This is a genomic window from Bacillus sp. mrc49, assembly GCF_002803435.1.
Window position 1 is genome coordinate 397,912 of the sequence record NZ_PHNG01000800.1, and the last position, 18,030, is coordinate 415,941.

The following is an 18,030-nucleotide window of genomic DNA, read 5'->3' on the forward strand; positions in this document are numbered from 1 at the left end:
TGAACTTCGAACATACTCAAAAGGTGAAAGCTCTGGAAATCAAGTTAACTGAATTCATGGAAAGGTACGTCTATCCCAATGAAGCTGTATACCAAAAACAGCTCGAGAAGCAGAAAAGCCGTTGGAGCGATATACCGCCGATCTTATCCGAATTGACGGCGAAAGCAAAGGAAGAAGGGTTATGGAATTTATTTTTACCCGATAGCAGTTATGGCGCAGGTTTAACGAATCTGGAATATGCACCGCTTTGCGAGATCATGGGAAGGTCGATGATAGGTCCTGAAATCTTCAACTGTAATGCACCTGATACAGGCAATATGGAAGTTTTGGTGAGGTACGGCTCCGACGAGCATAAGGAACGTTGGCTGAAGCCGTTGCTTGCAGGGGATATCCGCTCATGCTTCTCTATGACGGAGCCTGATGTAGCCTCTTCCGATGCCACCAATATTGAGTGCAGAATCGAAAAGTCCGGTAATGAGTATGTCATAAACGGCCGGAAATGGTGGTCTTCCGGGGCAGGAGATCCACGATGCAAGATAGCCATCGTTATGGGAAAGACAGATCCTGGAGCAGCGGGGCATGAGCAACAGTCCATGATTCTTGTGCCGCTTGATACACCGGGTGTCAAAATCGAAAGAATGCTTCCTGTATTCGGCTATGACCATGCTCCTCATGGACATGCCGAGATCAATTTCGACAATGTAAGGGTTCCGGCAGCGAATATTTTATGGGGTGAGGGCAAGGGGTTTGCAATAGCCCAAGGTAGATTGGGTCCTGGAAGAATCCATCATTGCATGAGGCTGATCGGCGCGGCTGAAAGGGCGCTTGAAGAATTATGTAAGCGCATTCAAGGTCGTGTCGCGTTTGGGAAGCCTTTAGCGAGACAAGGCGTGATCATGGAATGGGTCGCCGATTCGCGGATTGAAATCGAGCAGGCCAGGCTGTTGACGCTAAAGGCAGCTTATATGATGGATACGGTAGGGAACAAGGAGGCGAAGGCGGAAATTGCGATGATAAAAGTGGTTGCGCCGAATATGGCATTGAAAGTGCTTGACCGGGCCATCCAAGGCTTTGGCGCTGCAGGAATTTCCGATGATTTCCCTTTTGCCGCTCATTGGGCCAATGCCCGGACGCTGAGGCTTGCTGATGGGCCGGATGAAGTGCACCGATCACAAGTGGCAAAAATCGAGCTGCGGAAATATCAACAAAAGCATGAGGTGAAAATATGAACGTGAAGGACCTATTCGATCTGACTGGAAAAACGGCAATCATAACCGGCGGCGGCAGGGGGCTAGGTGAACAAATAGCGACCGGTTTTGCCGAAGCGGGGGCTAATGTCGTCCTTTGTTCCAGGAACAAGCAGGCATGCGATGAAGTGGCTTCGAAAATCGAAGGGCTTGGAGTCAGGGCGCTTTCCATCAAGTGCGATATCACCAATCCTCCAGATGTACAGGAAGTGGTTAATGAAACGTTTCGTGAATTCGGCTCCATTGATATTCTCGTCAACAATAGCGGCGCCTCCTGGGGAGCGCCAGCAATCGATATGCCGCTTGAAGCCTGGCATAAGGTAATGAATGTCAATGTAACCGGAACCTTCATCATGAGCCAGACTGCAGCCAGGATCATGATTGAGCAGGGATATGGAAAAATCATCAATATCGCTTCCGTTGCTGGATTAGGGGGGACGGATCCAAGGGTGCTCGATACGGTCGGATACAATACGAGCAAAGGTGCGGTCATTACATTAACGAAGGATTTAGCCGTAAAATGGGGCCAGCACAATATTCATGTCAATGCGATAGCACCTGGATTCTTTCCGACGAAAATGACGAAAGGGGTGCTGGCGCAAGGAGAGAATCCCATCCTGGATTCCACCCCGCTCAAAAGATTAGGCAGTGATGATGATTTAAAAGGTGCTGCCGTTTTCCTGGCTTCAAAGGCTTCAGATTATGTTACAGGAAACATCCTGGTTGTCGATGGGGGTTCACATGCAATGTAAGGACAAGTAAATAAATGGCTGGAGGGAATGTAATGACGAATGGTAAAAAGTGGCTATCCGTGTATCCCGATTCAATTTCAAAGGAAATAAAGGTGCCTGATTTCCCGATGCAAAGAATTCTTCAAAATGCATGTCAATCCTATCCAAACAATACAGCCATCACTTTTTATAATCAAAAAATCACATATCAGGAACTTTTTCTTGCGTCGCAGGCCTTTGCCTCAGCCCTTCAAAAAAAAGGGATTCAAAAGGGCGATCGTGTGGCTATCATGCTGCCTAACTGTCCGCAATATGTGATTGCATATTATGGATCCTTGACCGCCGGTGCGATCATCACCCAAATCAATCCCATGCTTGTTGAACGGGAATTGCAGCATATCTTGCAGGACTCCGGAGCCGAAACGATCGTCGTATTGGATGGATTATATCCGAAAGTGAAGAGTGTGCAGCGTCATACGAACCTGAAAAATATCATGGCAGTGAGCCTGCAGCCATCGAAGGCCGTTTTCTCACCTGATACTTCATTTGATGAATTCATGGAGGGAGGGGACGGCAACATCAATCCTGTATCCATCGATCCGGAACATGATATCGCCGTTCTTCAATATACAGGAGGGACGACGGGACGTTCGAAAGGGGCCATGCTGACTCACCGCAATATTCTTGCAAACGTCGTTCAGTGCTATGAATTCTTCAAGCATGAATTAAATATCGGTTCTCAAAGAACGCTATCGATCATCCCGCTTTTCCATGTTTTTGGAATGACATCCGCCATGAATTTATCCATATTCATAGCCGGTGATTCAATCATGCTGCCACGCTTCGAAATAGATGAAGTGCTCGAAACGATCAAACGTGAGCAGCCGACGACTTTCCCCGGGGTTCCGACCATGTATGTAGCACTGACGAACCATCCTAAGGCCGAAGAGTATGGGATGGGCTCGATTAAACTCTGTAACAGCGGAAGTGCGCCAATGCCGGTAGAGCTTTTACGAGAGTTTGAACGGAAATCGGGTGCCAAGATCTTGGAAGGCTATGGGCTTACGGAAGCTTCGCCAACAACGCATTGCAACCCGGCATTTGCCGAAAGGAAGCCGGGAAGTGTCGGGATCGGCGTCCCTTCGACGGAATATAAAGTCATGGATCTAGGCGATGGAACAAAAGAAGTGGCACCAGGTGAATTGGGTGAATTGGTCGTCAAAGGTCCCCAAGTGATGAAAGGGTATTGGAATATGCCAGAGGAAACGGCAGTCACCCTTAGGGACGGCTGGCTATATACCGGGGATATCGCCAAGGTTGATGAAGAAGGATACCTCTATATCGTCGATCGGAAGAAGGACTTGATCATTGCAAGCGGCTATAACATTTACCCGCGTGATGTGGAAGAAGTGCTCTATGAACATCCTGCGGTGCGGGAAGCGGTGGTCATCGGAGTTCCGGATGCCTACAGAGGAGAGTCGGTAAAAGCAGTACTTGTACTGAAAGATGGGAAAATGGCAAGTGGACGGGAAATCATCGATTACTGCCGTGCAAACCTGGCTGCCTATAAGGTTCCGCATTTCGTTGAATTTCGTGAAGAGTTGCCAAAAACGAATGTCGGAAAGATATTGAGGCGGGCTTTAAGGGAAGAACTATCCAATAAATTATAGGGTTCAAGAGTACGACAGCGTATGATATCGATTCACTGAAATTTTAACAGATTGCGAGGATGCATACATGAAGGAAAAAATGACTGAACATAGCATACGCTTATTCGAAAAAAAGGGCTTCAGTGAAACGTCGATTACGGATATCGTCGAATCGATTGGCGTTACGAAAGGTACATTTTATTATTATTTCACGAGCAAAGAGCAATTGCTGATGGATATTCATTTAGCGTATATAGATGAATTGCTTAATGAGCAAGCAAAAATCATTTCGACTCCAGGGAAAACCTGCAAAGATATCCTTTTCGATATCGTCCATATGCTTTTAAAAAGCATTAAAACGAAAAAGTCGAGCGCAACGGTGTTTTTTCGGGAAATGAAAAATCTAAGTAATGAAAAATTGGCACAAATCCTCCCAAAACGAGATGAGTTTCGCAGCAAAATCGAGCAGGTGCTGATTTGTGGCATCGAGAGTGGTGAATTGCGTGCCAATCTCGATGCCTCCATCATCTCCTTTGCCATTTTGGGGGTGGCTAATTGGAGCTATCATTGGTTCGACCCAGAAGGTGAAAAAAATGAGCGGGAAGTGGCAGACATTTTCATGGGGATGATTCTACATGGAATTGAAGCATGATATGTGGGCTACATACTGACTAGTTAGTAGAAGGGAGATTGAAAACATGACAAACGAGCAAATTCAATCAATAACCGTTATCGGAGCCGGCCAGATGGGGCATCAAATCGCGATGCTTGCCACTTTGGGAGGATATGAGACGATTCTTCAGGATGTCCAGGAACAAGCATTGAATGAGGCCAAGGGGAAATTGGAAGCGATCATGACCAAATGGGTCCAAAAAGGTAAATTGTCAGAAGATCAGAAATTGGCGGCTTTTAGCCGGCTTCAATACACTTCCGACTTGGAGAAGGCGGCCGAAGGAGCTGATTTGATCATTGAAGCGGTTGTAGAAAAACTTGATGTGAAGCAGGATGTTTTCGCAAAACTGGACAAGCTGGCACCTGCTGAAACCATTTTCGCCACCAATAGTTCAACGATTGTCAATAGCTTGCTTGCAAGCGTGACAACACGTCCGGACAAGTTCATAAATATGCATTTCTTTTTCCCGCCTCTAGTAATGGATTGTGTTGAAGTGGTCATGAGCGATCAAACATCGGAAGAAACAGCAAAGCAAGCGATGAAAGTCACACAGAGAATGAATAGGACCGGCGTGTTATTAAGGAAAGAAATATCGGGATTCGTAGCCAATCGGATTTTGGGTGCCCTTCAGCGTGAAGCTTTATATTTGTATGAAGAAGGTATTGTCGACTATGAGGATATCGATTTAATTTGCCGAAAAGCGCTAAGCCATCCCATCGGCCCGTTTGAACTGATGGATTTATCGGGAATTGATGTAGGCTATTTTGTCATGCAGCAGCGTTACAATGAAACGGGAAATCCTGAGGACAAGCCAAATGCGAGTATCGAAGAAAAGGTGAAGCAGGGCCATTTAGGAAGGAAATCGGGCAAGGGCTGGTATGAATATCCAAATCAAGGGGTGAAGCATTGATGACAAGGTTCATTAAAGTGGAAAAGGAAAACAAGCTTGCAATCATCACCATTGATAATCCACCGTTAAACGTCATTAGCAAACACGTATTCCAAGAATTGGGAGAGACCTTCGCGGAACTTTCCCGCGACAATGAAACGGTAGCGGTGCTCATAACGGGCGCTGGGGATATGGCGTTTGCGGCTGGTGCCGATATAAAGGAATTTCCTAACCTGATGGGAAATCCAAATATGAAGGAAACGGTAAAGGAAGGGCATGCTGTATTGACGATGGTTGACCAGTTCCCTAAACCGACGATAGCTGTATTGAACGGCCTCACTCTAGGAGGAGGATGCGAACTCGCTTTGGCCTGTGACTTGCGTATTGCAGAGGCTCAAGTCCAAATCGGCCTTCCCGAGGTTAAATTAGGCTTATTTCCTGGAGGCGGCGGGACACAACGCCTGTCCCGACTTGTCGGAAATGCAAAAGCAAAGGAAATCATTTTTACCGGTGATCCTCTTGATGCCAAAGAAGCGGAAAAGATTGGGCTCGTCAACAAAGTCGTCGGAAAGGGCAGCGGTTTGGCCGAGGCAAAAATGCTGGCCTCAAGGATGACCAGGCACTCCCTGCAGGCGCTTTCGAGAATCAAGAAGGCGATCAATGATGGAAGTGAAGCGACACTTGAAGCAGGACTGGAGCTAGAAACGAATTTATTCGTGGAAATCTTTCAAACCGAAGATGTCAAAGAAGGTGTTTCCGCTTTCCTGAATAAGCGAAAACCGTCTTTCGTACACCGTTAATCAAGGAGGGGTCTTATGCATGAATTCAGAGTGAACGTCCGTTTTTCCGAAACGGATGCCTTTGGTCCTATCAATAACACCAGTTATTTCATCTATCTCGAAGAAGCACGCATGAAGTTCTTTGAAGCTCTCGGTCTTACAATGGATGCTCAACCATGGAATTTTTTATTAGCCTCGACAAACTGTAATTTTATTGGTCAAGGTTACTTCAATCAACTGTTGACGATAAAGACTTCATTGACAAAGGTAGGCACAAAAAGCTGTGATATGATCCACGAAATCCTTTGTTCCCAAACCGGCGAGATCATTGCCGAGGGGCATGCGGTTTTGGTCTGTTATAATTTTGCCACTCAAAAAAGTGAACCGATACCTGAAAAGATGAAAGAGAAGCTCATCTCGGAGATTGTACTTCATTAGCTTGAACTAAGTCGAAAGGATTGAAGCATATATGGTGGACGATACGATTCCGGTTCGGCCCGGGGAGGAGCTGGATATTACCGTTTTAGAAAATTTTCTCAGGAAAAATGTCAAGGATCTTCCCATTGAGCCGTTAAACCTTCAACAATTTTCAACAGGCTATTCAAACTTGACCTATCAATTGAAAATGGGGGAGTGGGAGGCTGTCCTGAGAAGACCGCCGCTTGGTCCTGTTGCTCCCAAGGCACACGATATGAAGCGTGAACATCATATCCTTTCTTCCATCCATCCCTATTTCCAATCGGCCCCCGAGCCTATCTTGTTTTCGGATGATGAATCGATTGTGGGAGCCCCCTTTTTCTTAATGGAAAGGAAACATGGACTGGTCATAGATGGTGCATTTCCCGAAGGCATCGTTCCTACGGTGGAGCGATGCCGCAGCCTTTCTCATGTCATGGTCAATCGGCTCGCCGATCTTCACGCGATACCATATGAGAAAACGGGGTTAGTGGAAATCTCCAGACCAGATGGATTCATCAACAGGCAGGTACACGGGTGGATTTCGCGATATGAGAGGGCAAAGACGGATGAAATCAAAGAATTGATGCCGCTCCTTACTTATTTACAGCAGAATATCCCAAAATATAGCCAGACTTCGATCATCCATTATGACTATAAGATCAACAATGCCATGTTCAATTCAGATCTTACGGAAATGGTGGGGTTATTCGATTGGGAGATGGCGACAGTTGGCGATCCGCTCGCCGATCTAGGAGTGGCCTTAAGCTATTGGATGGAAAGCGATGACCCTGAAATGATCAAACTTGGCCTTGGACATGCTTCAATCACCACTTTAAACGGTTTTTTGACGAGAGAGGAATTTATCGAGACGTATGCAAGCAGAAGCGGCAGGGATGTATCCAATATCGATTTTTATGTTACCTTTGGTTATTTTAAATTGGCCGTCATCCTTCAGCAAATCTATTCCAGGTATAAAAAAGGGCAGACGAATGATCCCCGCTTTTCCCAACTTGGAAAAACGGTAAAAAGCTTAGTTACCCATGCAGCAAATGTTGCAGCGAAGGAAGTTTAAAGGCATGGGGCATGTACAAAACATTCATTTACTTTTAAAAAAAGAAGAGATCCGGAGGGATAAGCTTTCCGAAGGAGAGAAAGTGGCGGTCGTCCTTGATGTTCTGTTAGCGACCACCACGATCATTTCGGCGCTTCATAGCGGAGCTCGCCGGGTGATACCTGTCATGGACCCTACTGAGGGCTTGTTAATCAGCAAGGAGGAGGAACAGGGTGAGTATGTATTGGCAGGAGAGCTTAATGCGGCGCCTGTTGATGATTTGATCTATCCAAGTCCGACGCTGTTGAAGAAGATGGTACGCGATAAGACGCTCATCCTGTCCACAACCAACGGAACGGTTGCTTTGAGAAATTCCGCCGCTGCCAAAAAGGTGTATATCGCTTCTTTGTTGAATAACCCGTCTGTTGCAGAAAAAATAAAACGACAGCATCAGTCCGAAACGATCATCATCGTGTGCTCCGGAAACTCAGGTGAATTCAGCCTGGAGGATTTTTACGGGGCAGGACATTTGATCGATTGCCTGATGCTTGGCTCACGGGAGAGATTCATCCTCAATGATGCCGCAAGGGCTGCAAACGCGCTCTATCGCACGAATATCGAAAATGCTTTCGATATCCTGCAATCATCATATGTCGGACAGCTGTTCGACAGGCACAGCTTGATCGACGATTTGAAATTGGCTGCGAATAAAGGCTCGATCGATCTTGTTCCCGAGCTGGTGAATGGAAGAATCGAAGCTGAATCAAGCAGGCTGGAAATGCAGCATCAAAATCCGGATAAGAGGTGAAAGGGATGAAATTCTCACAGTCAATAGCGGTGGTGACAGGAGCAGGTTCCGGAATTGGGAAAGCTACTGCCCAACGCTTATCGGATGAAGGGGCAGACGTATTGCTGGTCGGGCGGACCAAAGCGAAGCTGAAGGAGGCTGCAGCTGAAATAAATGCCAGGCATACGCGGCCGGTCGCCGATATCTTCCCGGCAGATGTGACGGACGAGGAAGATGTCATGGAGCTTGCGATGTATGTGAAGGAACATTATCGCGATCTTCACATTTTAATCAATAATGCGGGCGGATCAAGGTCCTCGAAGCTTCTGGACACCTCAGAGGATGATTGGGACATGGTTCAGGATGTCAACTTGAAAAGTGTATTCCTTGTGTCCAAGCATTTGGGGAAATTGATGGTGGAAGGAGCGAGCGGAGAAGTGGGAGAACGTGTAAATCGGGCAATCGTGAATGTCGCTTCCTTATCGGGACATCAGGCGGGAGCAGTCATTCCCCACTACAGCTCAGCTAAAGCAGGGGTCATCAGCTTAACGAAATCTTTGGCATTGGAACTGGCCCCTGCGGGTATCCGGGTCAATTCCGTTTCGCCAGGATTCATCGAAACACCATTAACGGAGGGTGGACTGCAAAATGAAAAATTCGTGAAGTCCATCCAGCGGAACACGGTATTGGAACGGGTGGGGAAGGCTCAGGAAATTAGCAACGTCATCGCGTTTGCTGCATCAAGTGAGGCCTCCTATATGACGGGGACCGACATTCTTGTCGACGGCGGCTGGCTAATCAAATAATAAGGAGATGGGAAAATGATAAAAGACCATTTATTGACAGAGGTAACAGGCAATGTATTGATATTGACTTTGAATCGACCTGAAAGCTTGAATGCCTTCAGTCCGGAGATGATTTCCAACTTGACGAAGGAAATCAAGGAGATTAAAGAAAAGCCCCATATAAGGGCAGTCGTCATCAAAGGGTCGGGACGGTCTTTTACTGCTGGCGGCGACGTGAAATCGATGGGGAAGGCCTCTGCCGGCCAATTATATGACCATGTCGGGAGGATGAATGATTGTATATTGGCTCTTGATGCTGCCGAGGTTCCCGTAATTGCTGCCGTCCATGGGTTCGCGGCAGGAGCCGGCTTTAATTTGGCCCTTGCCTGCGATTTGATCATTGCCTCCGAAGACAGTCAATTCGCCATGAGTTTTTCCCAGGTTGGCTTGATTTCGGATGGAGGGGGTTCGTACTTTTTACCGAAGCTGGTCGGACCACATCTTGCAAAGCAGCTCTTCTTCTCGGCTGAACCGATTTCAGCTGAGCGTTTATATCAGTTGGGCATCATAAATTATTTATGTCCACTCGATCAACTTGAGGAAGAAACATTCACGCTTGCGAAAAAGCTGGCCAATGGACCGACAAAAGCCTATGGAATGATGAAAAAGCTCGTTAGCCATTCGTTTACGGCGACACTTGATGAAATGCTCGAGCAAGAGCGAATTACCCAAACGTTGATGGCATCAACGGAAGATCACTTGGAGGGAGTCACTGCTTTCAAGGAGAAAAGAAAACCGGAATTCACAGGAAATTGAGGGGGGACCATGATGAGAGCGATACAATTTAAAGAATATGGCGGGCCGGATGTATTAAAAATGACAGATACGGAAAGACCGGTCCCAACTGGCCATGAGGTGTTGATTGAAATCGATTGTGTCGGCGTCAATTATGCAGATACAGCCAGAAGGGAAGGGCAATATGTTGTGCCAACGCCGCTGCCGTTCATCCCGGGTGCCGAAGTGGCTGGAGTTGTGGTCGAGGTTGGCGGGAAAGTGACCAAAATCAAACCAGGTACAAGGGTGGTGAGCCTAATTGAATCGGGGGGATATTCCGAATATGCCTTGTCCGACGAGTACTCTGTCATTCCGATCCCTGACGCCATTTCCTTTCATGAAGCTGCAGCATTGCCCCTTCAAGGGCTGAGTGCTTATCATATTTTAAAGACGATGGGACGTTTGCAGCACGGGGAAACGGTCTTGGTACATGCCGCAGCAGGTGGAGTGGGAACGATTGCGGTCCAGCTTGCGAAAATATTTGGTGCAGCTAAAGTGATTGCAACTGCCAGCACGAAGGAAAAGTTGGAATTGGCAAAAAAACTGGGCGCTGATGTACTGATCGATTACACGGAGGAAGGCTGGGAATTGAAGGTTCGTGAGGCTACAGGAGGGACGGGAGTTGACGTGGCGCTGGAGATGGCTGGGGGCGACATATTCAATAAAACGTTGAAGTGCCTGGCACCATTTGGCCGTCTTGTCGTGTTTGGCAACGCCAGCCGTGAGGGCTATACGATGAACCCGCAGCAATTAATGAGACGCAATCAATCCGTCGTAGGCTTTTTCCTGCCCCAAATCATGAAAAAACCGGATTTGCTTTTGCCCAGCATCGACGACCTTTTTTCATACGTTGCATCAGGAAAGCTTAAACTGACGATCGGCGGAATTTATCCGTTTGAAAAGGCAGCCAATGTTCATGAAGAAATGAATACCCGTCAAACGACCGGGAAATTGATCTTGCAGGTTAAATGAAGGGAAGGGGTGCACCGAAGGAGCGGTACACCCCTTTTCCCCAAGGATTAAAAGCAAAGAGCAACTCAATCCGTTTCGGCGCTGACATCTTTTTCAGGATGCATAAAGGGCGGCTGGGGCGTTCTTTTTGCTTCTAAGAGTTCACGGTTTTCCGCTGTATTCCAGCCTATATCATTGGTGGGATGGATCCATTCGTCTCCAGCCATGACTTCGGGATCGGTATCTTCACTCCAATTTTCAAGTGGGGAGTTTTCTGATGCATATTTACTGTCTCCGATCACGACGCCGTAATCATTAACAAATGGAGCTTGTGGTTTTATGCCCGTTCCTTTAAAGCTTGGCGCGTTGATTTGGTGCGGCTGTGTATCCGCGATGATGGGTGAATCCATTTTCTTGTTCTTTTTCATAGCCTATCTCCCTTTTTTGTTTACGGTTATTTTTCTCGTCTGTCCCTATATTATCCCTGAATAATTTCCGTCGTAATTACCCCATCATAAACCGTTAACTTTATTGAAAAAGGATGGATGAAAATGAAACGGAAAGCCAATGTGGATGGAGCTGTCAAAGCAAGTAAAACCCCAAAAAGAAACCAAGCTGAAAATGATTTCTCAAATGAGTTTGCAGCAGAAGAAAACCCAATGAAGGGTGCCAACCGCAATTCAAAGCAGGGCAGAAAAGGAAGAAGTTAATGGATAAGGACAAGCGGCCCCAAGCGGAAAAACAGATGGGAGAACATGTACGGACAGAATTCGGAATGGAATTCAGCGGTGACATGAACGCAACCAAGATTTATGAAATATTGGCAAAAGAAAATAAAAAGCGGGATAATAAGTAAAAAAAGGGGACGGATCCATTTTGGATCCGTCCTTGTTCTTACAATACAGAAATTCCTGAATCTGGCATTGCGAAGACCTTTGAGCCATTACCGCCCGGGTCGAAATAAGTGAGCATGATCGAAGGCTTCTCGATAATGGTTCCTTCAGTTAAATAGATTTTCAAATCAAAAGGGAGGGCCTCAAGCAATGTATGTTTGTGGATTTCCTTTTCATTAAGCCCCAGGGCTGAATATTTGTCCCCAAGCAGCTCAGGTTCGGATAAGATGGCATCATAAATCTCTTTCCGTCCTTGTTTGTCAAGTGATGGTTCCCACCATGGTTTACGCGGCTTGAATTTTTGATTATTGAAATAATCCAACTTCATGAGACCTGTAATAGTTTCCAGCTGACTCGGCTCACGGGAAGCCAGAAATTGCTGCAGACGTTTGAATAAGTCCTCCAATTGATGTCCGATACGGGACCAGCCTTGTTGATCCCAATATGTTCCGAAAGACTGAAAAAAGTCAAAGGGCGATTGAAAGACCGTGTTGACCAGGTATTCAGTCGTATGATCCATTCTATGATCATTCCAGTACTTTTCAAGAACATCCTCCACTTGCTTGATCCGCACGATATCATCAAAGGATAAAACATTATTCCCGAGAATTTCATAGGGTGCATGTTCACTGTAAATGTAACGATGTTCATCGGCACGTATCCTCAACCCAGTCCCGCGGAGCATTTTCAAAAATCCAAGTTGCATCTCTTCCGGTCTGAGTGCGAAAACATCATTGAAGGTCTTTTTGAAGGTTAGATAATCTTCTTCAGGTAAACCGGCAATCAAATCTAAGTGCTGATCTATTTTCTTTCCTTCTTTCACCATTGTAACGGTCCTGGTCAGTTTTTCGAAGTTTTGCCTTCGCATGACGAGATCATTCGTATGGTCGTTTGTTGATTGTACACCGATTTCAAAGCGGAACAGCCCTGCGGGAGCCTTGTCGTTCAAAAACTGGATAACCTCCGGACGCATGATGTCTGCAGTGATTTCAAACTGGAAAACCACTCCCGGCTGATGTTCATCAATCAAGAATTGGAACATATCCATCGCATAGCTTCGGCTGATATTAAAGGTCCGATCAACGAACTTAATGGTCTTTGCCCCATTATTCATCAAGTACCTGATATCTTCCTTAATCTTTTCACGGTCAAAATACCTGACACCCACTTCGATGGAGGAAAGGCAAAATTGGCAGCTGAACGGGCAGCCGCGGCTAGTTTCGATATAGGTGACCCGCTTGGATAGATCAAGGCGGTCTTCTTCCAAACGATAGGGGGTAGGAAGCGATTTAAGATCAACCTTGCCGTTCTGCGGCTGGATGATTTTTTTTCCGTCCTCCCGATAGGCGATGCCGCCAATCCTCTTATAATCTTGTAATCCTTCTATTTCAGATAAAAGGGACTTGAAGGTGACCTCACCTTCTCCCATTACGATGAAATCAGCTCCGGGAATTTGGTCAAGCCATTCGTTAACATCATACGTAACTTCAGGCCCCCCGAGAATGATGACTAATTCTGGATTGATTTTCTTAAGCATGGCTATGACTTTCATCGTTTCCTCGATATTCCAAATATAACAGCTGAACCCGACGACATCAGGTTTTTTGGAATGAAGGTCACCTACAATGTTCATGATCGGGTCTTTTATCGTATATTCCGCCAGCTGCACCTCATAATCCGGCTGGGCATACGCCTTTAAATATCGTATCGAGAGCGATGTATGGATATATTTTGCGTTAAGGGTACTAATGATTATATTCATAATGAAGAAACGCCTGTCTCCTTTCATGTTCTAATTAAGACAGTAAACACTAACGAGTAATTCTACCATAGCCTACTCCATTTGAAAAACGGATACCCAGAATTATTATTTTATAAACCGTCAGTGAAAAGGGACTCCGCAACCTGTACGTTGGAAGTCCGCTTCATTATTATCCAGATAAAGGTGTCAGACTCCCGCTTGGGAATGTCGTACAAAGGGGAGATCTCCCAAGCGCTAGGGAGAAAGCGCCGGGACGCCTGTGCCTATTTGTGCGCAATGAAAAGGGGAGTATCAAAAAAACGGCAGGTGAACTTCATTATCCTCGAGTTCACCTGCATTCATAGCAGCTTTCTTTTAAAAAGCTTGTTTTATATATTCTTTGGTTCTCGTCATGAACCGTTTTGTTTTGGTGGCCTTCAGTTCTATGATTGGCTGGGCCATGGTTGCGATCATCTCGCTTGATAATAGGACCGTGATCAAGAAAGATAGGCAGGCAAGCATGATGAAACTTTCCGTATTGCTGAAATAGTCCTGTATCGTACTCTCACGGAAGAATCGAATGAAGAACCCATGCAGCAGATAAACATATAAAGTTTGCTTGCCCCAATTGGTAAAGAAATACTGTCCCCGCGGGATGAAGGATAAGAAGCTGAACACGGAAATCAGGCTCAACCCGTAAAACCCAAGGCGTTTGAACATCGACACGATCGTTGCATCTTCCAACTCGGCATATGGCTTGGAACCGAGCAGCCATTTATAATTGATATCGGTATTTAAATAAAAGCCGATGAATATCACTACCATGACACCAAGGGAAGCGAAACGAACTTTTGGTGTAAATAATTTCTTTAGATGATCCTTACTTAAATGATAGCCGATTAAGAACATCGGGAAAAAAACGAAAGTCCTTGAGAGACTAAGGTAATTGGAGATATTGTCCATATAACCAATCAATAAGGCGATCAAGATCGATAAACCTATCCCTAATGATGGCTTTAGCTTTGAAAATCCAAGCAGCATGATGTTCCAGCAGAATAGACTGATCAAGAACCAAAGAGACCACTGCGGGTCAAGCAAGTCAACAGTGAGGGCAGACCTTTGATAAAGGAAATAATAATAAACGGCATATATTAATTGAAAAATGACGTAAGGTAAAATCAATTTTTTTGTAATTTTAGCTAAATATCCTTTTTGATAGAAGCCTTTTGCAAAGAAGCCCGAAACAAGGATAAAGGCTGGCATGTGAAAGGAATAAATGGTTTTATATAAGGCGTAAATCGTTTCATTATCATGGATATACGTATTAAGCAAATGTCCAAAAACGACAAATGCCATAAGAATGAACTTGGCATTATCAAAGAAAAAATCACGTTGTTTCATAGTTGCCTCCATTTAAGAGAATTTTAAGGTAGCTAGAAAGCATTGTTATTTTTATACCCTAATTTTGTAGTGGGGAATCATGAATTATTAAATTAATTTTATGATTTCAATCTTAATTTAAGCTTAACGCTAAATATTATCGGATTCAACTTACGATAATTTGACATGAAGGGAAATAATGGATTTCAATAATTGCGATTATTTTCGGAAAAATAGCGAGGAAATTCAAAATGGGTGTCGAATAAAGGTTGGTAAGTAAGGGTTTTGATAAGGGGTGTGGATGATCATGAATATCGGTTTAAAAAATGAAACGGAATATAAACAAGAACTTGAAAAATTGAAAATGCAGATTGAAGATTTTCAAAATATTTTCAACTCAATGTCGGAGCCTTATATCAGGATTGATGAAGAACTAGGGTTTACATATGTCAATGATGCCGCCTGTGCCCTGCTGGAGACCCCTGCAGGAAAGCTTTACTCGATGAAGATGACGGATTTTCTCGACGTCATCTCTTTGAATAATCAGGAAGAGTCCGCCATACGGGGAAAACCGAGAGATAGGGAGAAGCAAATGATCCAGCTCCACACAGGGGATCTTAAACAAATTGAATTCGTACCTGTCGGTGCCGTTACCGAAGGAGAGCAAATGTATCGCCTGGAAGATGTGAGTTTGCATGTGTCCGCATCCCGGGAAAAAAGCATGTCAAGGCAGATGTTTTTGGACATATTCGATACTGCCATTGAGAGCATTGTCCTGTTTGACAGTTCGGGAATAATCATGGAAGTGAACCATGCCTTTATCCAGGTAATGGGGATTCCGAAAAAGGAAATCGTCGGAAAGAATATGCAGGATTTCATTTCTCCCGATTATAAGGGCTATTGGGATCAATGCATACGTAAAGTCTTTGATGTATCGAACTTCAAGGGAGAGGTAGAAATGATCATCAGGGACGAACCTTATCATTTCACCTTTTCGATAAGTCCAATGGGAGGAAATGACTTATATATGTCAGTGCTTCGGAGACTTACAGAATCCAATCTTATCGAAAAAAGGTTGGAGACGAGCGAACGGATTTTTGCCGAATTATTTGACCAGTCGATGGATGCGATCATTTTTTGGAATGATGACGGAATCATTTTTCGAGTCAATTACTCCGCATGCAAAATATTCGAATCGACGAGGGAGGATTTGATTGGCAGTTATATCTGGAAATACGTTTACAGCAACAATCAGCATTTCGGGCAGATGATGGAAACGTTTGAAAGGGACACGCAAGTGAGGGGCGAACTGTTTTATAAAATGCCGAATGATCAAATTAAATTACTTGAATTGACGGCAAAAAAACATGAGGGTGACGGGTACAACGTCACGATTTTTCGCAATGTCAGTGAGCGCTGGCTGATCGAAAAGGAATTGAGGGATAGTGAAAAGAAATTCAGGAAAATATTTGAGGGAACATTGGACGGCTTGATCTTATGGAATCATGAGGGATTCAAGGATATTAACGAAGCGGGTCAGGAAATATTGGAAATATCGAAGGATAGGCTGCTATCTTTTACGGTAAAAGAATTCATCGAGAAAGTTCCAGGAAACGCCCCTGACTTGAATGTACACATCGAGAATGTATACCAGCATGAGGTTTTCTCCTCCATCATTCCGATAAAATTCGAGGATGGGCGTGTTAAACATATTGAATTTTTAACGAGGAAAAATGTATATTCGAGTCTGAATTTAAGTATTTTTCGTGATGTGAGTAAAAACCTGGAAATGCAAGAGCAAATCCGCAAGTCGGACACGTTGAATGTAGTCGGTGAATTGGCGGCCGGGATTGCCCATGAAATCAGGAATCCAATGACGGCTTTAAAAGGTTTTATCCAGTTGCTGGAGGATGGAGTGGAAGGGGATTTCTCCACATATTTTCATGTCATTACTTCCGAAATCAAGAGAATTGAAACCATTATCACGGAATTTCTAGTTTTGGCTAAGCCGCAGGCGCTCAAAATCATTAAACAAGATGTGCATACCATTTTAAAGGAAACACTCGAATTGCTTGCAGCTCAGGCTTTATTGGACAATATTCAATTCGATACGTACTTCGAAGAAGTGGAGCTTCCCGTTTTATGTGAAGCGAACCAGCTAAAGCAGGTTTTCATTAACATCATAAAAAATGCTTTGGAGGTGATGCCGAATGGTGGATCAGTTCGGATCAAAACAAGTCGATGCTCAGGGGAATACGTTTGTATTTCCATTACTGATCAGGGAATGGGAATTTCATCGGAAAAACTGAAAAAGTTGGGTGAACCTTTTTATACGACGAAGGATCGGGGAACCGGGCTTGGACTGATGGTCAGCTATAAAATAATTGAAGAGCATAAAGGTTATATAGATGTCGAAAGTCAAGTGGATAAAGGGACGAGCTTTCATATATATTTGCCTTTGGAGTAGTGAAGATGGCTTGCTGAAATCGTAAGGTATATCATTTTGAAATCCAATGCTTGAAAAGGGGAATCGATGAATGGATTCCTTTTTTTTTTGCCTTTGGAGTAGTGACTTGTACAGCTGGTCCCTTCAGGGAATGAGTTTTTCCAAGGTTGAGAGCGATAAGAATTCCCGTCATATTCTGTCTGCTTCTGGGACATGCTTTAGCGCAATTTAAGAAGTTTTGTCTTTTTTTGCGAATCTATTTACATATAAGGCATATTTTGTAATACTTCTTTATTATGATGTAACTTTAAAAGGGCAGGAGTAGTGAATGTAGTTATGAATTCTAGGGGTGCAATGGAAATTTGTTCTGAGATTAGCATGAAACGTTGGGAAATGATGGAGTTTGCAAAGGCGTATGGGATAGGCCATGAGTATACTCTTCGCCAAAGCGAGCAACTCGATAAGCTTATAAATGAATATTTGATCCTTCAACACCATTCATCGGTGGAAGTGAGGAATAAGCGAGAAGACATGGTCGTCATTGTACAGAAGCCATTTCATGATGACTTTGCATGATAAATGGAACTGCATGTTTTCATATAAAGGAAATATCTAATTATTCATGATGAGAAGCTGAACTTCAACGGCAATCGGCTATAAACGATTAAATGTATCGAAGAAATGGGGAAAGGCACCTTGAGGTGTCCTTTCATGCGTTGGAAAAGCCAAATCGGC

19 protein-coding genes are annotated in these 18,030 nt (G+C 44.6%); 16 read left to right on the top strand and 3 right to left on the bottom strand.

Translation table 11 applies throughout. From position 1 onward, the window contains the following. Positions 1-56: 56 nt before the first annotated feature. The 12 genes from CVN76_RS28250 to CVN76_RS28305 all read left to right on the top strand — a co-directional run bounded on the left by CVN76_RS28250 (position 57) and on the right by CVN76_RS28305 (position 10,856). Entirely contained in the window at positions 57-1,229 is a 1,173-nt protein-coding gene (locus CVN76_RS28250; protein WP_442857617.1) for an acyl-CoA dehydrogenase family protein, read from the top strand. Continuing rightward, positions 1,226-1,999, top strand: coding sequence for an SDR family oxidoreductase (locus CVN76_RS28255; RefSeq protein ID WP_100533947.1), 774 nt, complete (start codon positions 1,226-1,228; stop codon positions 1,997-1,999). The genes CVN76_RS28250 and CVN76_RS28255 overlap by 4 nt, the downstream gene beginning before the upstream one ends. Positions 2,000-2,031: 32 nt before the next feature. Next, positions 2,032-3,648, top strand: coding sequence for a long-chain-fatty-acid--CoA ligase (locus CVN76_RS28260; RefSeq protein ID WP_100533948.1), 1,617 nt, complete (start codon positions 2,032-2,034; stop codon positions 3,646-3,648). Positions 3,649-3,715: 67 nt separating this feature from the next. Next, complete coding sequence (locus CVN76_RS28265) at positions 3,716-4,279, top strand: TetR/AcrR family transcriptional regulator (protein ID WP_061144495.1); 564 nt, start codon at positions 3,716-3,718, stop codon at positions 4,277-4,279. Between the two features lie 46 nt (positions 4,280-4,325). Continuing rightward, a complete protein-coding gene (locus tag CVN76_RS28270; RefSeq protein WP_100533949.1) occupies positions 4,326-5,210 on the top strand; it encodes a 3-hydroxyacyl-CoA dehydrogenase family protein in 885 nt (294 codons plus the stop codon). After that, entirely contained in the window at positions 5,210-5,989 is a 780-nt protein-coding gene (locus CVN76_RS28275; RefSeq protein ID WP_198512669.1) for an enoyl-CoA hydratase, read from the top strand. Before CVN76_RS28270 ends, CVN76_RS28275 begins: the two co-directional genes overlap by 1 nt. 15 nt (positions 5,990-6,004) lie before the next feature. Beyond that, positions 6,005-6,406, top strand: a complete 402-nt coding sequence (locus CVN76_RS28280) for an acyl-CoA thioesterase (RefSeq protein WP_100533951.1) — start codon at positions 6,005-6,007, stop codon at positions 6,404-6,406. A gap of 31 nt (positions 6,407-6,437) precedes the next feature. Continuing rightward, on the top strand, positions 6,438-7,499 hold the full coding sequence (locus CVN76_RS28285) for a phosphotransferase family protein (protein WP_100533952.1): 1,062 nt from the start codon (positions 6,438-6,440) through the stop codon (positions 7,497-7,499). Positions 7,500-7,503: 4 nt separating this feature from the next. Further along, complete coding sequence (locus CVN76_RS28290; RefSeq protein WP_100533953.1) at positions 7,504-8,286, top strand: 2-phosphosulfolactate phosphatase; 783 nt, start codon at positions 7,504-7,506, stop codon at positions 8,284-8,286. 5 nt (positions 8,287-8,291) lie between these two features. Beyond that, positions 8,292-9,071 carry an SDR family NAD(P)-dependent oxidoreductase gene (locus CVN76_RS28295; protein WP_100533954.1) on the top strand — a complete coding sequence of 260 codons (780 nt, stop codon included), beginning with the start codon at positions 8,292-8,294 and terminating at the stop codon, positions 9,069-9,071. Positions 9,072-9,086: 15 nt separating this feature from the next. Then, positions 9,087-9,866, top strand: coding sequence for an enoyl-CoA hydratase/isomerase family protein (locus CVN76_RS28300; protein ID WP_100533955.1), 780 nt, complete (start codon positions 9,087-9,089; stop codon positions 9,864-9,866). Positions 9,867-9,878: 12 nt separating this feature from the next. Continuing rightward, positions 9,879-10,856, top strand: coding sequence for a quinone oxidoreductase family protein (locus tag CVN76_RS28305; RefSeq protein ID WP_100533956.1), 978 nt, complete (start codon positions 9,879-9,881; stop codon positions 10,854-10,856). A gap of 65 nt (positions 10,857-10,921) precedes the next feature. Here the strand turns inward: CVN76_RS28305 and CVN76_RS28310 are convergent, their stop codons facing one another. Continuing rightward, on the bottom strand, positions 10,922-11,263 hold the full coding sequence (locus CVN76_RS28310; RefSeq protein ID WP_100533957.1) for a DUF3905 domain-containing protein: 342 nt from the start codon (positions 11,261-11,263) through the stop codon (positions 10,922-10,924). A 123-nt stretch (positions 11,264-11,386) separates the two neighbouring features. On the opposite strand from CVN76_RS28310, the gene CVN76_RS31530 reads away from it, so the two are divergent. Both CVN76_RS31530 and CVN76_RS31320 read left to right on the top strand, forming a co-directional pair. Beyond that, positions 11,387-11,545, top strand: a complete 159-nt coding sequence (locus tag CVN76_RS31530; protein WP_061144505.1) for a hypothetical protein — start codon at positions 11,387-11,389, stop codon at positions 11,543-11,545. Beyond that, complete coding sequence (locus CVN76_RS31320) at positions 11,545-11,691, top strand: hypothetical protein (protein ID WP_157805830.1); 147 nt, start codon at positions 11,545-11,547, stop codon at positions 11,689-11,691. The genes CVN76_RS31530 and CVN76_RS31320 overlap by 1 nt, the downstream gene beginning before the upstream one ends. Positions 11,692-11,729: 38 nt before the next feature. Here CVN76_RS31320 and CVN76_RS28315 read toward each other — a convergent pair whose 3' ends face one another. Both CVN76_RS28315 and CVN76_RS28320 read right to left on the bottom strand, forming a co-directional pair. Further along, complete coding sequence (locus CVN76_RS28315; protein WP_100533958.1) at positions 11,730-13,490, bottom strand: B12-binding domain-containing radical SAM protein; 1,761 nt, start codon at positions 13,488-13,490, stop codon at positions 11,730-11,732. A gap of 354 nt (positions 13,491-13,844) precedes the next feature. Next, positions 13,845-14,870: an acyltransferase family protein gene (locus CVN76_RS28320; RefSeq protein ID WP_100533959.1), complete on the bottom strand. Its 1,026-nt coding sequence runs from the start codon at positions 14,868-14,870 to the stop codon at positions 13,845-13,847. Between the two features lie 286 nt (positions 14,871-15,156). Here CVN76_RS28320 and CVN76_RS28325 point away from each other — a divergent pair, with 286 nt between their 5' ends. Beyond that, entirely contained in the window at positions 15,157-17,316 is a 2,160-nt protein-coding gene (locus CVN76_RS28325) for a PAS domain S-box protein (protein ID WP_198512670.1), read from the top strand. A gap of 315 nt (positions 17,317-17,631) precedes the next feature. Further along, a complete protein-coding gene (locus CVN76_RS28330; RefSeq protein ID WP_100533961.1) occupies positions 17,632-17,871 on the top strand; it encodes an aspartyl-phosphate phosphatase Spo0E family protein in 240 nt (79 codons plus the stop codon). The last annotated feature ends 159 nt before the right edge of the window (positions 17,872-18,030 follow it).